This is a genomic window from Paenibacillus oceani (assembly GCF_014705615.1).
GTDB classification, from domain to species: Bacteria; Bacillota; Bacilli; order Paenibacillales; family NBRC-103111; genus Paenibacillus_AB; species Paenibacillus_AB oceani.
Map to the genome: position 1 here is coordinate 1 of NZ_JACXJA010000039.1, position 18,595 is coordinate 18,595.

The window sequence follows — 18,595 nt, forward strand, 5'->3', positions numbered from 1 at the left end:
GGCATTCCTACTGTATATGGAATAAAGCTTGTGCATCTTTTCACACCTTAAAAATCTAAAAAATCTGTCTTGACTTCTTGTGCCACCATACATCTTGCCATTCTGGCGGTAAATAAAAACCATAAGCATTGCGGCTGCCAACTTGATTTTGTTCTTCGCGATACTCGCTAACACGCGGTCTTCGTCCGTGGGATATTCGGATAATGGCATGCAGCTTTTTAATCAATTCCTCTGTGACCGGAAGCTGCCTTTTTTCGGCTTCATCCAAGTATTCTAAAGCTTTCATTAAGTTATATACTTCCTGCTCTTCATTGTCATTGCTGGTTTGGTACAAGACTTCAATTTTCGTTGAAAGGATGACCGTCTTTTCCATCGATTCTTTCTTAAGCAAGTCCAGAATAGATGGAAGCAAATCCACCACAACGCTGGCGCGTTGTATATCCATTAGTCTGCGGGCAATGACGTCCGTTATTGAATATTTGGGTTGTGCGAGAGAATAAGGTGCTGCAATCCGATCACTTGTTGCGAGTCGAGTGGAAGCTCCAGCCGCAAAGCCGCCTCTGTGACCCAACTAGCCGCCATTGCAATATGGCCGATCAACTTACCCTGGGTGCTGTAGTCTGTCACGACCCCAAGCTGAGCGATCATTTTGTTCCTGATCCACATGCTGCACTCGGCTAAGCGGAATAATGGAGGAGTTATCTGACCAGACATTCCCCCATCGAACCATCAGCTCGTCGTCACCTAAGAGATAGCTCCTTCGGGAGTATTTTCTGTAGACGCCAAAACAAATGAAGGCGAGTCCTTTGATGAAGAAAAATGAGATCGCCAAACAGGAAATCATGGTTAACCACATTCGGTGAAGCTTTTGTTCCAACGCAATCAACTCCTAATGCAGCTCTAATAACATTAGAGCAGAGCGCATCGACCATGATCTGTTAGCGAACGAATGTTCGAAGCACAAAAAACGACTAAGCAAACCTAGCCGTTTTCATCACTTTGTTGTTAGAATGACTTATTCCATTTTCCCTTTACATTGCGAACCAAGGATGGAAGTTGGATGTCTTCTTATCTCCCGAATATCCTCTTGCCGCGACTCAAAATGGACAATAGCCGATTTCGAAATTCAGGAAATCCATTGTACTTCAGCATACAGTTCAACCAAACGGTCATGAAAACCCCAGCCGATCCCTTCTGTTTTCGAAACAACGGCTTCAAGGCGCTCCTCGAACTCGTCGAACAACTCCGCCGTTTCATCTTCATTCACCTGAGCGATGATATCGGCATACACGGACACCATACTATAGTAAAAGCGTTCATCGATATCCCCGTAACTTAGGGTGAAGTCGACTCCATTTTCGACGTAGATCAGCTTCAATTCCAGACTGTACTGAACACTTCCGGTTAATTTTTCGAATTCAGATATCGCATGTTTCGCCTCCTGAAGTCTTAGCTTCCCATGACCACGTTCAGGGAAAAACTCTTGCTCAACCTTCTTGCGATATTCTTGAAACAGGGATTGAACCGCTTCATCGCCCAGTATTCTTACGGCAAGAAACTTCTCCATATCTTTGCTGGCGCCATAACAAGCCTTCACCAAATCGATAAGCTGGTCGCTATCCAGTTGCTTCAGATGCTTATTCAGAGCGGACTTCGTCAGCTTCACAGGCTTTTTCCCTACCGGCGGCTTAACCATTGACTTGGGGATCAGCTTGTCCTTCTGCCGCCCAAGCTCCTGATTCACTTCTTCGCAGGAGAAATGTTCGGGATCAAATCCTTCTCGAGCCCAACCTGTAAAACGATCCCGCTCCGGATGATCGGGAGTGCGCATAACTTCCATCATATGCTGATGCCCCCACACGCCTCCCGCATCTTCCTGGGGGCAACTGCGGGCTCCATTCAGACACAAGGGCGCTGGATCGGACGTCGATGTGTCAATATTGATCAACGTAACCTTGTGCTGCCATTCGTCGCCTAAATCATAGATATAGGTAAATACGGTATTTACCGCATGAACATGCTTTTGAACGATTTCTTTTCTAGCATTCAGTGCCTCTCGGTCTTCCATATGCTCGAATGTCGAATCAGGCAGGCCGATAACTTGTCCATTGACATGAAATTCATACAGGTGGTAATTTTCCCAACCCATAACCACTTGAACAATCTTGTGAAGCTGATGAAACGTCACGCCCGGATGAAATTGAAACTCCCGCCATATCTTCGGGGCGATCTCATTGAGTTCGATTCTGCATCTATAAACCATGATCGTCTGTTCTCCTTTTAAAGTGTTCCGAGTAAGTAAACAACCGCTGTAACCCTGACGGAATTACAATAGGCCGGGTACTAGATTCAATATCAGCTTGAACGGACCGCTGCTCTTCCTCCTGCATGACGAGAGTGAACTTTCCTTTCCCTGGAATATGAAATTGGGATAAGCTTTCCCGTTCTTTTATCACCAGTATAACATACACTTGCTTCGTGTTCACAACGTGTTGACGATATGGGCGACCAGCCGCAAATTATGTTCAATCAGCACATTGCGCGAATGCTGATTTCCTCCGGCCATCAGACGGAGATGCTTTTCCTCGTCCTCCTTGGCAAGCGGCTGCGGAAACGCATTATTTTTGACGTACGATACCAGCAACAGAAGCTGCTTGATGAAAATGGATACGGCACCGAAGAAACCAAGCACATGTGTCACCCCTTAGGAAAAGATCATTTTAATGTATGTGGGCGACTACCCAGTCGTGCCTGTACGTCAAAAAATAATGCAGCTTTTTTGGCCGGCCGCCTTACCGCTTGCCGTGTCTGGATACGATATCGATCGTTTTGAACATCATCCGCAGCGCCTTCCCCGTAGAACGAAGCTGGTTGAAGCTGCCGATCAAATAAAGGTCCAGCTCTGCCTGATAAAACAAAAACGAGCCGGTAGAGCCGAAATTGCCCCACACTTGATAGCGTTTCGGAAGCAGCAGCGGAATGGGCTTGAACCGGACCAGCCCGTAGCCGTAGTCGATGCCGACCTGGAACTTCGACCAGACTTGCATCGCCTCGAACCGCTGCTTGCTGATCAGCTCATGCTTCGCCAGCGCCTTCATGAAGATCAGCAAATCTTCCGACGTCGATACGATGGCGCCTCCTGCGTAGTCCACGCTCAAGCTCTGATGATCCGTCACCCGATTGTCCCCGATATACACATCGGCGAGCGGATAGCCGTTATCCTCTTCCGGCTCCGAGTATAAATGCAGCGACGTATGCTTCATGCCTAGCGGCCGGAACAAATACTGGTCGAACGCCTCATGCAGCGGCTTCCCGAGCGCTTGCTCGATGATCAAGCCGAGCAGATGGTAGCCGGTGTCCGAATAATGAAACCCTGCGCCTGGGGGAAAATGCGGCTCCAGATGCGCCTTCGACCATTCCACCACTTCCCGCGGGGGCCACAGCCGATCCGGCTCGTCCTGGATCAGCTCCAGCATCGGCTTGCCCTGCTTCGGCTTATCTTCGAAAAAGTCGTGAAGACCGGAAGTATGGCCGAGCAAATGCTTGATCCGGATTTCGTTCGAATACTCGTTCCCCTTATACCGATGCAGCCCCTTCAGAAGATCCGCATCCACGTATTTCGCCAACGTATCCTCGTAATCCAGCCTGTTCTCTTCGATCAGCATCGACGTCAGAACCGAGGTGAACAGCTTGCTGATGCTGGCGATCAGATAGCGCTGTCCAGGGTTCGCGGGGCTGCCGCCGGTCCTGCCCTCGGCCATACTCAGATGGATGCCGAGCCGGTCGGAGTGAACCAAATAATAGGCGTTGCGGACATTCGGATTGTCGCCCACCGTTTTTCTGAATCGTTCTTCAATACGGGACTGTGCTTTATGAACCGCCATACCGTCTCCCCCTCAACCGACTAGATCGATAGTCCTTGCTTTCGCATCCGCGCCGCTGCAATCAGTTCCTTGGCGGTGCTGTCCAGCAGCCCTTGCTCCATCTCCTCGCCGAAGCCGTCCGGCAGCAAGCCGTTCGCCACCATGACGGAGAGGCCCAGCTGGAAAATTCTCATTTTGAACAGCAGCCCCTTCAGCTCCTCCTCCGTGAACCCTTCGAGCTCCGGATCGGACTTCATATGGGCGACCAGAACGGTCAGTTCTTCCTCGTACCCGCTCATATGATCATTCGGCTTCAGCACCAGATCGCGGAACAGCACGCTGTATTCTCTGGCGAATCGCAAACTGGCCGCACCGATATCGTGAAACGGGTTGCCGGTATCGTGCTCCTTCAGCAAACGCCGGGACAGCTCGAAGATGCTGCGGACGACCTCGCCGGTCAGCTCCTCGACGTCTTGGAAATTGACATAGATCGGCGCGATCGAGCTTCCCAGCTTCTCGGCTACTTTCCGGATCGTAATCCCGCCGAGTCCTTCCACTTTAGCGATTTCGAAGGCGGCGTCGATGATCGATTGTTTCGTAAATTTGGCTTTCGGCGGCATGAGCCTTCCCTTCTTTTGAATATCATTTGTTATATATCATTTGATATATAATGCAATCATACCGGAAATTCGTTCCTGTTTCAACCATCCATTTCCGCTCACCGTCTTCATTCCACACCAAAAAAGCCCTTCAACAAACGAAAGGCTTTTCCCGGCTCCCTCTATTCTCATTACGATCATATTATTCCAACATCCTGTTTCCCTGTTTCAGCGGTCATACTCACCATTTCATGCGGTAGATCGCCTTGTTCTCCAGCCCCCGGATCATCGGCGTCCATTCTTCGTGCTCCGGCGTCGTTTGCAAGGCGTCCTCCACCATTTGCAGCTTGGCGTCCAGCGCGTCGATATGGTGCAGCGCGACGGCCTCGGCGGTTTGCGGCTGCACGGGACTGCCCCATTCTCCCAGATTGTGATGGGACAAGACGAGATGCTGCAAGGCAAGCACCCGCTCCGATTGCAGATCGATTCCTTCGACCAGGGCGGCCTCGGTAATCCAGTTGGAGGCCATCGAAATATGGCCGATCAGCTTGCCTTGGACGCTGTAGTCGGACACGATCCCCATCTGCGCGATCATCTCTTCCGGCTTCGCGATATCGTGCAGCACGATGCCCGCCTTGATCAGATCCGGATTGAGGAAAGGCCGCTGCTTGCAGACGAATTCCCCGAGCTCCAGCATTCTCGCGATATGATAAGCCAGCCCTGCAAAATAGGCGTGATGATACGTCTTGGCGGCCGGATAATGGGACAGCTTATCTTCCACCTTTTTCACGCAATAGGAAACGATCTTATGTATATCCCGATCCGTGATGGATTCCACCGTTTGCTTGATCGCAGCAAGCAGGTCCGCCGGACTGATCGGAGCCGAACGGATAAAATCGGTGAGCACGACACCGTCCTCCGGCGTCGTTTTGCGCATTCGCGTGATCTTGATCTGCAGCTTCTCCCGGTATGTCTGAACGAGCCCTTGCACTTTGACGAGCCCCATCGGGAAAAACGTTTCCTTGTCGGTAGGCGAGACGTCCCAGTATTTAGCCGGCAGTTGACCGCTCGAATCGCACAGGACGATATCGAAATAGTCTTTGGCAGGCGTTGAATTGGTTTGTTTGACCTCTAGTTCCTTCAATAAGTAATAACCGACAAATTCGTCTTGACTCGATAAGCTTTTAATTGCAGTCATTAGCTTCCCTCCAGTATGGTTACCTCCAGTATACTACCTAATCCCCCGTCGGTGTTCAGCTTTCTTTCCTTGAGCTTTACGATTTTGCGAATTGCCTGCACAAGGGGGCAGCCTCGCCGATGGCCCCGAATGGCCATCGGCTGATGATTCGCCGAAACCGGACGATTCCCCGCTCACCCCGCCGCACTGCCGCTCCGCGCGCGATCGTCGGTCGGGATCACCGTCGCTTGCCCGTCAGCCTCGAACGTCCCTGTCGCGCACAAAAAAACCGCCCGGCGGGAAACCCTCAGGCGGCAGCTTTCGTTTCTGAACAGGCGCGTTATTTCGCGTTTTTCTGTTTGATCTCCTCAATCGCTTTGTTCGCCGCCTCGTTCGCTTCGCGCAAAGCCGTATTGATATCTTTCTGGTTCAAAATAATTTTCGTAAACGCGCTCGAAAATTGAGATGCAGCCGCCGTATCCGCTGCCGTGTAATCGCCGATCGGCGCCCGTTTCTCCGGGAACATCGCGGTAATGTTTTTGCCTTTGAACTTCGCCATCGATTCGCCGTACGTTTTAATAATTTCTTTATCGTTCAGTACGGTGGCGCGGCCCGCTTTCGTATTCTGCAGCTGATATTCTTTCGAGACGAGGTAATGAATGACGTTAAAGGCGAGCTCTTTGTTTTTGCTCAGCGTCGTCATCGACAGGTAGGCCGGATAGCTTTGCGGACCTACGCCGGGCGCCTGCTCGTACGAAGGCACTTTCACTACGTCCCAGTTCATATCCGCCGGAGGCGTGCCGCCGCTGTAGTTCGTATACATGGCCGCGGTCCGGTCCTTCTCGAACATCGCCCGCATCGCCGCAACCGTCGTATTTTCCGCCGTCCAGGTCATCCCGCTGATTTGGAAAAACGGCACGATGCTCTGCATGAACTTCGTCCAGTCTTCATTATCGATTTGCGCCTTGCCGGTTTTCGAATCGACGTATTTGAGCCCGAGCTGGTTCGTGTTCGCCTGAGACCCCGCCGCCGTTACATAACCGACGTATTGGATGTCGCCGTCTTTACGAGTCAGCTTTTTGGCGATCTCGAGTATTTCCGACCACGTCATATTGTCCTTCGGATAGCCGACTCCAAACTTGTCGAACAAGTCTTTGTTGTAGAACAATCCGGCCGAAGCGGTCCATACCGGGAGCGAATGAATTTGCCCGTTGCCGATTTTCCGCTGGAACTCGATCGCGGTTTGTTCAAACTGGTTCAGATCCAATCCGCTCGCTTTGATGTAAGGCGTCATATCCATATGGATGCCGTAATTACGGAACGACTCCGCATAACCGATCGAGTCGAATATAATATCAATCGTCGTACCGGCCGCGATCAGATCAGGCAAGGTGGAGCCTTTTGTATTCGGAATAAATTTGACCGTCACATCCGGGAATTTTTTGCGAATCGCATCGCCGTACATCGAATCGAACGCTTTCTCGTCAATGGTGCCGCCTGCCGTGTACATCGTGATCTCTCTCGGTCCGGTATTGACCGGCTTGCTGGCGGCCGGAGGATTGTCTTTCGCCTCCGGGCCGGCCGCTTGTCCGCCCTGGCTCCCTCCGGCTCCGCCGCATGCTGCTAGCGCTGATGCCGTTAAAGCGGTTACAACCATTAAACTGATTCGTCTCTGATTCACGATCGTTCGACCTCCTCGTTTATGTGAAGCGCTTACAATCACATGTATATTATATGTATTAAGATGTGAATTTGGTGTGAATTGAATACAACTATGTAACAATTTATTAACAAGAAGTTTACAACAAATACCGCAACATAACGACTGGTGAATCACGTCTCCCCTTGCCCACACTCAAAAAAAGATTGTCATCTTATCGGAAACTGGTATGATGGTAGCTGTCGGATTTTTTTGACCGGCCGCGGTTCGTAACCATCCCGCGTTATCAAAACTAAGGAGGCATTATTCGATGTTCAATTTGGTTTGGGGCATCTTGTTTTTGCTCGTTCATTTCGGGCTGTTTTTGCTGTGCTACCGGTTATTCGGCAAGAAGGGGCTGTATTCCTGGATCGGCTTTGCGACGGTTCTCGCCAACATCCAGGTGACGAAAACGATCGAGATGCCTTTGCTCGTGACAGGCGGAATCGTCATGACCCTCGGCAATACGATCTATACGTCGATTTACATGTCCACCGATCTGCTGAACGAAAAGTACGGTACGCAGGCGGCCAGGCAGGCGGTATGGTTCGGGTTTTTCAGTATGCTCGCTTCGCTGGTCATTATGCAGATGACGCTGGCGTTCGTTCCCCAGGAAGGCGATCTCGCCCAGGAGTCACTGCAGACGATTTTCGGTCTGCTGCCGCAAATCGCGGCGGGCAGCTTGTGCGCTTACTTCGTCAGCCAGTTTCTCGATGTCCGCGTGTTCGCCTACCTGAAACGCAAATTTCCGGTGCCCAACCAATTCTGGATTCGCATCAACGGCAGCACCCTGCTCAGTCAGCTGGTCGATTCGCTCGTCTTTTGCACGATCGCGTTTGCGACCGAATATCCGTTCGACATTTGGCTGCAAATTTTCATTACGACCTATTTGTTCAAAATGATCATATCGATAGCGTCGACCCCGGTTTTATACTGGGCCCGCAGCTTCAAAATCAAGGAAGACTAGTTCAAATTCAGAGCTTGTGATGTGCAGTCACCAACAGGCACACAACAGACAAACGCCAACAAACCCTCCAACTCCGCCGTTCCGCGGATTTAGAGGGTTTGTCGTTTTCCGGTATTCTCATTTTGCGATCGTTACGGCTTGGTTTATCGAAGGAAGCCGTTCAGCTTCCCCATCATATCCCGATACTCTTTGGAATCAGTCATTTCCTTCACATGACGGTCCCAGTCGTCCAGCGACGCTTCGCCGCTTATGACTTTGACTTTCAACTCCTGAAGCTTGCGGTTCAACTCGCCGTATTCGCCTGTCGCGAACAAAGCGTTTGCCTGCGGCAGCGTTTTGCCGGCATACGACACGTCCTGCCAAGCGTACACCGCGTACCGGTACCCGTCCCGGGTCGAATCGGACAACTGGTCGAACAGCGCCTTTTGCGGAAGCAGCGACGTCGTGCCGAACACATTGTCCAGCACGGACCGGTCCGCTTCGCCGAGTCCGGATATGCTGCTCCAATCGCTTTCGCTTGCGGCTATTCCGCGGTCGAGCCAGTCCAGGATCGATTCCGCTTTGTCCTTCGGCACCGTACGCGGGATGATGTAAAGCCCGGACTCCTCCGTGCTCCAAGGCGCAATCGCGCCGCTTGTCCCCTTCAGCCCCGGAATCGGCATCCAGCGCGCGGAAAATTTGTCGGATGTGCCGGCTTCGACGGTCAGCTTCGCCGCCTGTTCAGCGGTGATCGCGGCAAGACCGACCCGGCCTTGACTGAGCTTGGATACGACACGCTCGCTGCCGGTTTGCGCGAACTCTTTGTCGATCAAGCCGGCCTTAAAGGCGCGAGCGAGCCAGTCCAGCGCGGCCCGCTGTTCTTTCCCGACCGCGTTATCGACGACTTTCCCGCCGGCCGCGCCAAACCGCACGGGGCTTCCCGTGAACGCCTGCTCCACCCAGGACAAGGTGCCGAGCCCGTTGCCGTCCACACGCCCCGTGATGCCGATCGTATTATGCTTGCCGTCCCCATCCGGGTCGTAATGAACGAACTTATCCAACACCGCGAACAATTGGTCCATCGTCTCCGGCATAATAAGTCCGAGGCGGTCCAGCCAATCTTGGCGGATCGCGGGAAAAGCCGCAGCATTCGGATGACTCGGGCGCGGAATGCCGTACAGCCGGCCGCCGATGCTGCGCGCAGCCGCGGCATCGCCGGACGCCAGCGCTTGGAGCCGCGGGTACTTCTCGAGCATATCCGTCAGATCGGACGCAAACGACTGGAGCAGCTCATCCGAGTAGCGGTACGGGTTGCCGAGCAGCATCAGATCGGTCGGATCTCCCGCCGCGATCCGGATATTGACCCGGTCGTTGTATTGCTCCGGCGCATAAATCGAGAAGCGGATATCGGACTTCCACTCCGTCTTGAAGTATTCGTTCAGCTTGTCCGAAGCGTCCAGAACGCCGTTGTCCGAACGGGTTCCTACGCTGAAGCGCACCGGCGCATTCGGGTCGCTCACCATGGCGGCTTGATCCAACGCGTTCCAGCTGACTTTCAAGCCGCTGGCCTCGGCCGGCATCCGCAGCGGAACCCACAATAGGTCGCCTTCGATATACGGCGCCACCGGCAGTTCAACTACCGCGCCTCCTTTGATGTTCATCTCTCCGTGTCCGACGCGAAATACGAGAGTCTCGCCGCTTGCGCGGCTTGCCGTCAGCTCGAGCTGCCCGGAGTTCCACTCCAGGCTGTAGCCGATGCCCTCCAGCAGCGCTCTCGCCGGGACGACCGTCGTCCCGTCCTTCATCTTGGGAGCCGCCGGCCACTTCACGACCGGGCCTTCGAAAACAATCCGCACTGTCCGGGAATCGGCCGCTTCCTCAACGCCTGGAGGCGCATCGCTCCAAGGCCAGCCGTTCGGCACATCGGCATATGCCGGAGCCGGAGCCGCCCCCGCTAACGATAGTGCCGCTACGCACAACGCAGCCGGTAGCGTCTTCCAGCTTTTTTTGCTTGATCCAGCTTGATCGTTAACCAAAAAGTCCCCCCGCCTTTCTATTCGTTACCCTTACAAAGTTAGACGTTATTCCCCAAAGGAAAGTTTCCCTTCGGACAATATTTCGACATTTCCGCTTGGCTTACGGACCTTTGGACCCCAGCCTGCATGCGGCTCCGCCGATCGAGTCTCTGCGGGCGCCGGACGCACCGGTATGGTATACTGGATTGCAGCGGACCCGCAGTGGAGCAAGGCTGCAATTTATTTCAGATCAGGGGGACAGGCAGGTTGAAAATCCACATCGTCGCCGGTATTCTCGTCGGTTACTTCAACGATATTTGGCAAATGGTGCTTGTCGCCTCGGTATTATGGGGCATCGTGTTTTGCGCATTTATGCTCAAATCGTACAAGGAGCGCAAAGAACGGTACTTGGCCCGATTGAAATCGCTGGGCAAAGAGAATGAATTCGGGCTGTCGCCGAAGATCGCTTATTACATCCGGGAGTTTATTATGGCGGTTGGCATGGCTTTCATGATCGGCACGATTACGTTGACGGTCAAATCGATGGCCGGTTGATGCGTTGCTCAATGGTTTAAGATGCCGCTCCATTTGCCGACGCGAATGGAGCGGACGGCGTCTGTCGGCCGGGCAGGCCGCCGCTATTTACTGATTTACTTCAGTACGCGGCCCGGTTCCTCGGCGAACAGCGCGTGCTCCAATCCCCGTTCGTCATTTCTTAAAATCCGCTTCCTATAGCGAATTCGGCTTGAACATCCCGTCGTTCACATAATTCGTCACGAATTGCTCGCGCTCGCACCTTCGATTCGTGTTTTCTTACAACGACGAATCCCGAATCGGGGGATGCCGGTCCGGCACACCCGCCAATTCGCCCCATCCGTCCCGATCGTCGCTAATTTCGACAAAATGTCCGTTCTCGTAATCCATAATGAACGTCCGGTCCGGCAGCATTCGATCTCGCTGCGGGTATAGTGAACCCGGAAAATCTCCTCCCAGCGGATTAAATAGGACAGCGGTCGACCGTTCCTGAGACGGTTTTCACTCCCAAATACCTACATCGTCCGTATACAGCATAGACCTGTCCGATTCTCCATCTCCTTCCAGTATGGACAAATTAGTATGGTTATACGACATCCGTCCGACATTTCCTGCTGGTTTCGACGTTTTCGGTGATGGGGAGTCTTTCAATCGGGAGTAGAGGTTCCGTTGGCAGGATAAAGGTCGAGTTGTACATCGCGTCGCATACGGTTCCAACATCTTATCGCACAGAGTTCTATATACCAGACAAGTCCCGACGGGTAATGGACAACATGCCGGATGCAGCAAGCCGGATTCGGCAAATTCACGGTTGGCACGAAATGGAGTCTGATAGGCGAGCGGAGCCTGGTGGGCGGTAGAAGCAATAGGTTGGAATAGCAAATGACCTGTTTAAAAGCGCGAACGTTATGAGGGAACACGAAACAATGCAAGGTAGCTAGGAGGGATATGAGAGGTCACTAAGGCAACATTACGTTGGAATAGTTTAGTTAGTATGGATGAAACGGTACGAGTTTACATAATGGTAGGATGCGGTAATAGCAGGTGGTACGCGGTCATATGTGGCGGAATGCGGGAACAGCAGTTGGTACGCGGTCAGATACGGCGGGATGCGGGAATAGTAGATGGTGCGAGGCCATATGCGGCTGGATGCGGCCAGCAATAAGAGATGATTGCAGCTTCTATTTCGGACAAAACCTCCTTTTTTGGAAAATAAGAGTTGTTTGCACCCCTTATTTCAGCCAGTTGTGCCAATTTCCCGGATACGAGCAGGAAATAAGAGCCCCTAGGAGCTCTTAATATCGCGTTTTTGGGCAAATCCCGCAAAATAAGAGGTGCAAACATCTGCTATCGCTTCCGGATCGCTGATCGCTGTCCGATCCCTTACCAGATAGCTCCCGGAAAGAGCCACAGACGCAAGGCGCCGTAAAATCGCACCGAGCGGAACAACCCACCATCTGCTATCGCTTTCGGATCACTACCGAATTGCTGATCGCCGCCCGCTCCCCTACCGGATAGCACTCGAAACAGCCGCAGAGCGGTTGCTCCGCAAGGCGCCGTAAAATCGCACCGAGCGGAACAACCCAACCATCTGCCAGACAGCGCTGCGAGGCCTTGAAACAACTTGCAACAACTTTCACCAGCTTACAGCCGGTTACAGCCTACAGCCAAGTACTGTCCGCGTTCATCGGCATCGGCTCCGGAGATTCGCACGAGCTGTGCATCTCATAATGCTTCCCTTGATCGGAAGCGTCATGGAAGCCGTGCATCGCCTCCAGCACGTGGTAGGCGAGATCTCCGTTCGCGCGGTGCGGGCGGTTCTCCGCGATCGCTCTGGCGATATCGAGCACGCCGACGCCGCGGCTGTTCTCGGCAAAGCCGTGTGACAGCGGAATCTCCGTCCAATCTTTCGCCCCTTTGCGGCGGTACAGCACCGGTCCGCCGAACGTGTTCGGGTCCGGCACCTTCAGCGAGCCTTCGCTTCCATAGATTTCGATCCGGGGCAAACCCGATCCGCCCATTACGTCGAAGCTCGTAATGATCGTGCCGATCGCGCCGGAAGCGAATTCGAGCAACCCCGCGATATGCGTCGGGGTGTCGACCTGAATCATTTGGCCGTATTTCGGTTCGCTCGTAATGCGCCGTTCCGGGAAGCTCGTCTTCGTCATGCCTGCAATTCGGCTGATTGGACCAAGCGCCGCCACCAACGCGGTCAAATAATAAGGTCCCATATCGAACATCGGGCCGCCGCCGGCTTTATAGAAAAATACCGGATCGGGATGCCAGTTCTCCGGACCGCGGCTCAGCATAAACGCCGTAGCGGCGACCGGCTGGCCAATCCAGCCGTCACGGATCAGCTTGATGCTAGTCTGGATGCCGCCCCCAAGGAACGTATCCGGCGCGCAGCCGACCCGAAGCCCTTTCTCCTTCGCCAGCTCGACGATTTTGCGACCGTCTTCGCGCGTGACCGCAAGCGGTTTCTCAACATACACATGCTTGCCGGCATTCAGCGCCCGCAAGCATACTTCCGCATGAGCGGCCGGAATCGTCAAATTGATCACAAGATCGATCGCCGGATCGGCCAGCAGCTCTTCGACGGAGCAGGCTTTCGCTACGCCAAACTCCTCGGCCCGGGCCTGGGCGCGGCTGACGTCCAGATCGGCGCAGGCCACAACTTCAAGGGCCCGGTACGTTTTGCAGTTTTTGAAATAGATGGCGCTAATATTGCCGCACCCGATAATGCCTACGCGAACTTTCTCCATGGAACTTAACCCCTCCGCCTTCAATCGAGATGAACGGTTCCCCCGCTTATTCCATTTACGCAGCTGCGGTCCGCTCTCATACCGCCGGACTACAGCTGGCTGTCTCCCATTCCCGTATACGCCGCGCCCTGCTCTACAGCCGATCCTTTCGCCGCAGAAGCCGCCGCTTCCTCCGCACGCCGCTTGCCTTCCGCCGCCCATACGAAGCCGCGGCGCATCATCAGCTTCACCTGCGGGATCTCGACGACGCTGGCGACGTGCCCGAGCGAACAGTAAAAGACGCGGCCGACGCCCCATCGCTTCGTCCAGACGACCGGGATATCGACGGCCTTGTTCAGCGAATGCGGACCCGGCGCCACCGGAAAACGCGTCGTAGCGAGCACTTCGACAGCCGGATCAACATGCATGTAATACTGCTCGGTCTTGACGCCGAAATCGTCGATGCCTTCGAGTAGAGGGCTGGAGCTGCTCTTGATGTTCACGGTGTATTCGACGGAATCGTTCCCGGGATGCGCCACCCACTGCCCGCCGGTCATAAACTGCCAGTCGACGTTCGTGCGGAACGCGTCGCACATGCCGCCATGGCAGCCTGCGATCCCGACGCCGCTTTGCACCGCTTTGGATACGCCCTCAACCTGCTCCTTCTCGATCTGCCCCATCGTCCATACTGGCACGATCAGATCGAGCGACTTCAGCTTCTCTTCGTCGGCGAACGTCTCCAGCGTATCGGACAGCTCCACCCGGAACCCTTCCTCTTCGAGCACCGTCCGGAAAATGGCGGCCACTTCCTCTGGCTGGTGTCCGAGCCAGCCGCCCCAAACGATTAATGCTTGCTTACTGCTCATATGTACCGGCGCCTCCTTCACATGTCGGCGATCGAGATCCAGCGCTTTTCGTCGATCGACCGCTCCACCGCTTCGAGAACCGCCTGGCACGATACTCCGTCATGAAAGTTCGGCACGGGTTGGCGGTTTTCCTGCAACGCTTGCATCATTTCTACCATTTCATGGATGAACGTATGTTCATAGCCGATCGTATGTCCCGGAGGCCACCACGCTTCGGAATAGGCATGGGCGGGATCGGTCGCGAGCACGCGGCGGAATCCTTGCACGTCGGCGGGATCGTCCTTAAAATACACCTGCAGCTCGTTCATCCGTTCAAAATCGAACTTGACGCTGCCGAGGCTGCCGTTTATTTCGAAGCCGTTCGTACAGCGGTGCCCCGCGGCAAACCGGGTCGCCTCGAAGCTGCCGAGCGCGCCGTTTGCGAAGCGGGCCAGGAATAACGTCGCATCGTCGACCGTAACCTCGCCTTTTGGAGCGTCCTTGCTCCCTTGAGCGCTCAGTCCGGTCATCTCGCTCGGCATCGGACGTTCCTTGACGAACGTCTCGCTCATGCCGACCACCTCGGTCATCTCGCCTACCAAATACCGCGCCATATCGATCAGATGCGCCCCAAGATCCCCATGCGCGCCAGAACCGGCCACCCGTTTATCCAGCCGCCAGACGAGAGGGAAATCCGGATCGAGAATCCAGTCCTGCAAAAAGACGGCGCGGAAATGGTAAACCCGGCCGAGCCGCCCATCCTCGATCAGCTTCTTCGCCAGCCTTACGGCAGGCGCGAACCGGTAATTAAAGCCGACCATATGCTTGACGCCGGCTTCCTCGGCCGCCTGCAGCATCTCTCTCGCATCCCCAAGCGACAGCGCCAGCGGCTTCTCGCAGAACAGATGCTTGCCGGCCTTCGCCGCCGCAAGGGCGATCTCCTTGTGCGCATCGCTCGGCGCATTGATGTCGATCAGGTCGATATCGTCGCGTAGGACGATCTCCCGCCAATCCGTCGAAGCTTCCTCCCAGCCGAACTGTGCGGCCGCCCGGCGCACCGCCTCCCCGTTCCGTCCGCCGATCACCTTCATAACGGGTTTCGCCGTATCCGGAAAAAACATCGGGAGATCCCGGTACGCGTGACTGTGCGCTTTCCCCATAAACTTATAACCGATCATGCCGATCCGAACCTGCTCCATCGCCTAAATCCCCCTTACCCTCGGATAATATAGCCGATCCTGCCGATTATGGCATACGGAACGCGCTCAAAGCCGCTTGAAGTTCGCGCGTATCCGCATACACCCGCTTATATAGCGGATACAGCTCCGCGTATTTCGCCGCCTCCGCAGGGCGCGGCCGGTACGTCCTGCTCCGTTTGATGAATACCGAGGCGCATTCCGCGAGCGAACCGAACCAGCCGCAGCCGTATGCCGCCAGCATCGCGGCTCCGAGCGCCGGCCCTTGCTCGCTTTCCAGCTTGTGAATATCGGCTTCGAACAGGTCCGCCTGCAGCTGCAGCCAGCTGTCGTTTTTGGCCCCTCCGCCGATTGAGACGAGCGAGTCGATGCGCTGGCCCGATTCGCGAAGCAGCTCCAGCGACTCCTTCAAGGAAAACGTGATCCCTTCGACGACCGCCCTCGTGAAGTGCGCAAGCGTATGGGAGGCGTCCATACCGATGAAGCTCGCCCGAATCAGCGCATCCGCGTGCGGCGTCCGCTCCCCGACGAGATACGGCGTGAAGAGCAGCCCGCCCGCTCCGGGAGCGGTCTCGTCCAGCCCCTTCAGCAGCTCTTCGAACGGAACATCCGGCGCGAACGTGTCCTTGAACCATTGCAGGCTGTAGCCGGCCGCAAGCGTAACGCCCATCGCATAAAAGCTGTCCGCTTTGCCGTGATTGAAAAAGTGCAGCTTCCCTTTATAGTCCGCCCCGCCGTCTCCGGCATAAGACAGGACGACTCCGGATGTCCCGATGCTGCAAAGCGTCTCCCCTTCGGATATAATCCCTGCGCCGATCGCTCCGCAAGCGTTGTCCGCGCCGCCTGCATAAACGTTCACCGTATCCGGCAAGCCGGTCTCGGCGGCAATGTCCGGCAGCAGCGTGCCGGTGTTCGCGTGAGATTCGACCAGCGGGGCGCACAGCGACAAATCAATTCCGCAGGCGGAAGCGATCTCGGAGCTCCACCGCTTGCCCGCCACATCGAGCAGCAGCGTGCCCGCCGCGTCGGAATACTCGGCGGCGATCTGTCCGGTCAGCCGGTAGCGCAAATAATCTTTGGGCAGCAGAAACAGGGCAGCTTGCGCATACAGCTCCGGTTCATGCTGCTTCACCCAGAGCAGCTTCGGCAGCGTGAATCCTTCCAGCGCCTTGTTTTTGGCGACAGCGAGCAGCCGATCGCCGAGCACGGCTTCAATCTCCCGGCATTCCTTCGTCGTACGCGTATCGTTCCACAAGATCGCATGACGGAGCACCCGCCGGCCCGCATCCAGCAAGACAAGTCCGTGCATCTGCCCGGAGAAGCTCAGTCCTTCCACGCCCGCCGGATCGATGTCCGACACAGTTACGAGTTCCCGCAAGGCGCCGACCGCTGCGTCCACCCACAGCTCAGGGTCCTGCTCGTTATAGCCGGGCTTCTCCTGAATAAGCGGATAGGCTCTCGACGCTTCCCCGCATACGCGGCCTTCCTTGTCGATCAGCAGCGCCTTAACCGCGCTAGTACCGAGATCAACCCCAATGACATATCCCACTGGCAGCACTCCTTTCTCCACTACATTTCTACCCGAATTTACTGCTCCGCCAGCAAATATTGGTTCAGAACCGCCTTCAGCCTTTCCTGACGGCCGGAGCGGTTGCGGATCGTATCGTTTTGCAGCGCATACGCCTCGAGACTGGCCAGCGTGGCTTTGCCGGAGACAATGTCGAGCCCGATGCCTTCATTAAATGTAGCGTACCGCCGGTCGATCGCATCCTCGAACACCCGGTCCTCCAGCAGCCGCGCCGCCACCTTAAGCCCTTTCGCATACGCGTCCATCCCGGCGATATGAGCGTGGAACAAATCGTCCGGCTCAAACGAGCCGCGCCGCACTTTTGCGTCGAAATTAATCCCGCCCCGGCCGATGCCGCCGTTTTGCAACACCTCGTACATCGTCAGCGTCGAAGCATATAGATCGGTCGGGAACTCGTCGGTATCCCAGCCGAGCAGCAGATCGCCCTGATTCGCATCCAGCGAGCCGAGCATGCCGTGCATCCGGGCTACGCGCAGCTCGTGCTCGAACGTATGGCCCGCGAGCGTCGCATGGTTCGCTTCGAGGTTCAGCTTGAAATGATCCTTCAGCCCGTAATGCTGGAGAAACGAGATCGTCGTCGCCGCATCGAAATCATATTGGTGCTTGGTCGGCTCCTTCGGCTTCGGCTCGATCAGAAACTGGGCGTCGAATCCGATCTCGGACGCATAATCGATCGCCATCCGGTACAGCCGCGCGAGATTGTCCAGTTCCAGCTGCATATCCGTATTCAGCAGCGTCTCGTAGCCTTCCCGTCCGCCCCAGAACACGTAATTTTCCGCGCCGAGCGCTTTGCCGACTTCCAGCCCTTTCTTGATCTGGGCCGCGGCGTAAGCGTATACATCGGCGTTGCTCGCCGTTCCCGCTCCATGGACGAACCGCGGATTCGTGAACATATTGGCCGTATTCCACAGCAGCTTGACTCCGGTGGACTTCATATACTCCTGAATGATCGCGACGATTGTGTCGAGATTGCCGTTTGTCTCCCGCAGCGTATCCCCTTCCGGAGCGATATCGCGGTCATGGAAGCAAAAATAAGGAACGTTCAGTTTTACGATCAGCTCGAAGGCAGCCTCCACCCGGGCTTTCGCCAAATCCATGCCGGTGTACCGGTCCCACGGACGCTCCGCCGTACCCGCTCCGAACGGGTCGCTTCCCGTGCCCGTCAACGCATGCCAGTACGCTACCGCAAAGCGCAGATGATCGCGCATCGGCTTGCCCGCTACGATCTCACCGGGATTGTAATGTTTAAATGCGAGCGGGTTGCCTGACGAAGCGCCTTCATACCCGATCCGCTCGATGCCGGAAAAATAAGACAAGACCGATCCCTCCATACTCGGATGTTTTTCATTAGACATAAAACGGCTAACGTCCGAATTACCGGAACAAACCAAA

13 protein-coding genes and 4 pseudogenes are annotated in these 18,595 nt (G+C 55.1%); 2 read left to right on the top strand and 15 right to left on the bottom strand.

Features of this window, described 5'->3' with window-relative positions; all coding sequences use genetic code 11:
- Window positions 1–88: 88 nt before the first annotated feature.
- From IDH45_RS24880 to IDH45_RS24910, 8 genes and pseudogenes are all read right to left on the bottom strand, one after another.
- Window positions 89–445: pseudogene (locus IDH45_RS24880) on the bottom strand (Fic family protein); the annotation flags it as partial.
- Between the two features lie 38 nt (window positions 446–483).
- A pseudogene (locus tag IDH45_RS35335) lies at window positions 484–651 on the bottom strand (phosphohydrolase); the annotation flags it as partial.
- Between the two features lie 475 nt (window positions 652–1,126).
- A complete protein-coding gene (locus IDH45_RS24885; protein ID WP_190930850.1) occupies window positions 1,127–2,263 on the bottom strand; it encodes a DUF6155 family protein in 1,137 nt (378 codons plus the stop codon).
- Window positions 2,264–2,494: 231 nt separating this feature from the next.
- Window positions 2,495–2,692, bottom strand: a pseudogene (locus IDH45_RS24890) (RNA polymerase subunit sigma-70); the annotation flags it as partial.
- Between the two features lie 100 nt (window positions 2,693–2,792).
- Window positions 2,793–3,884 carry a serine hydrolase domain-containing protein gene (locus IDH45_RS24895; RefSeq protein WP_190930851.1) on the bottom strand — a complete coding sequence of 364 codons (1,092 nt, stop codon included), beginning with the start codon at window positions 3,882–3,884 and terminating at the stop codon, window positions 2,793–2,795.
- A 20-nt stretch (window positions 3,885–3,904) separates the two neighbouring features.
- Complete coding sequence (locus IDH45_RS24900) at window positions 3,905–4,483, bottom strand: TetR/AcrR family transcriptional regulator (protein WP_190930852.1); 579 nt, start codon at window positions 4,481–4,483, stop codon at window positions 3,905–3,907.
- Window positions 4,484–4,703: 220 nt separating this feature from the next.
- The gene (locus tag IDH45_RS24905) at window positions 4,704–5,660 is read right to left on the bottom strand and encodes a 3'-5' exoribonuclease YhaM family protein (protein WP_190930853.1); all 957 of its coding nucleotides are present in this window, start codon (window positions 5,658–5,660) and stop codon (window positions 4,704–4,706) included.
- A gap of 319 nt (window positions 5,661–5,979) precedes the next feature.
- Window positions 5,980–7,320 (bottom strand): extracellular solute-binding protein, encoded by a 1,341-nt coding sequence (locus tag IDH45_RS24910; protein WP_190930854.1) that lies wholly within the window; start codon window positions 7,318–7,320, stop codon window positions 5,980–5,982.
- A gap of 289 nt (window positions 7,321–7,609) precedes the next feature.
- On the opposite strand from IDH45_RS24910, the gene IDH45_RS24915 reads away from it, so the two are divergent.
- Entirely contained in the window at window positions 7,610–8,305 is a 696-nt protein-coding gene (locus IDH45_RS24915; protein ID WP_190930855.1) for a queuosine precursor transporter, read from the top strand.
- Between the two features lie 143 nt (window positions 8,306–8,448).
- On the opposite strand, the gene IDH45_RS24920 is transcribed toward IDH45_RS24915, so the two are convergent.
- Complete coding sequence (locus IDH45_RS24920) at window positions 8,449–10,320, bottom strand: extracellular solute-binding protein (protein ID WP_190930856.1); 1,872 nt, start codon at window positions 10,318–10,320, stop codon at window positions 8,449–8,451.
- Window positions 10,321–10,566: 246 nt separating this feature from the next.
- On the opposite strand from IDH45_RS24920, the gene IDH45_RS24925 reads away from it, so the two are divergent.
- Complete coding sequence (locus IDH45_RS24925) at window positions 10,567–10,854, top strand: hypothetical protein (RefSeq protein ID WP_190930857.1); 288 nt, start codon at window positions 10,567–10,569, stop codon at window positions 10,852–10,854.
- Between the two features lie 258 nt (window positions 10,855–11,112).
- Here IDH45_RS24925 and IDH45_RS34760 read toward each other — a convergent pair whose 3' ends face one another.
- The 6 genes and pseudogenes from IDH45_RS34760 to xylA all read right to left on the bottom strand — a co-directional run bounded on the left by IDH45_RS34760 (window position 11,113) and on the right by xylA (window position 18,519).
- Window positions 11,113–11,247, bottom strand: a complete 135-nt coding sequence (locus IDH45_RS34760) for a hypothetical protein (protein WP_263364859.1) — start codon at window positions 11,245–11,247, stop codon at window positions 11,113–11,115.
- Between the two features lie 1,247 nt (window positions 11,248–12,494).
- Window positions 12,495–13,595, bottom strand: a complete 1,101-nt coding sequence (locus IDH45_RS24930; protein WP_190930858.1) for a Gfo/Idh/MocA family protein — start codon at window positions 13,593–13,595, stop codon at window positions 12,495–12,497.
- 89 nt (window positions 13,596–13,684) lie between these two features.
- Complete coding sequence (locus tag IDH45_RS24935; protein WP_190930859.1) at window positions 13,685–14,440, bottom strand: ThuA domain-containing protein; 756 nt, start codon at window positions 14,438–14,440, stop codon at window positions 13,685–13,687.
- A 17-nt stretch (window positions 14,441–14,457) separates the two neighbouring features.
- Complete coding sequence (locus tag IDH45_RS24940; RefSeq protein WP_190930860.1) at window positions 14,458–15,618, bottom strand: Gfo/Idh/MocA family protein; 1,161 nt, start codon at window positions 15,616–15,618, stop codon at window positions 14,458–14,460.
- 46 nt (window positions 15,619–15,664) lie between these two features.
- Window positions 15,665–17,230, bottom strand: a pseudogene (gene xylB / locus IDH45_RS24945) (xylulokinase); the annotation flags it as partial.
- Window positions 17,203–18,519, bottom strand: a complete 1,317-nt coding sequence (gene xylA / locus IDH45_RS24950) for a xylose isomerase (protein ID WP_190930862.1) — start codon at window positions 18,517–18,519, stop codon at window positions 17,203–17,205. The pseudogene xylB and the gene xylA, both read right to left, overlap by 28 nt.
- Between the last annotated feature and the right edge of the window lie 76 nt (window positions 18,520–18,595).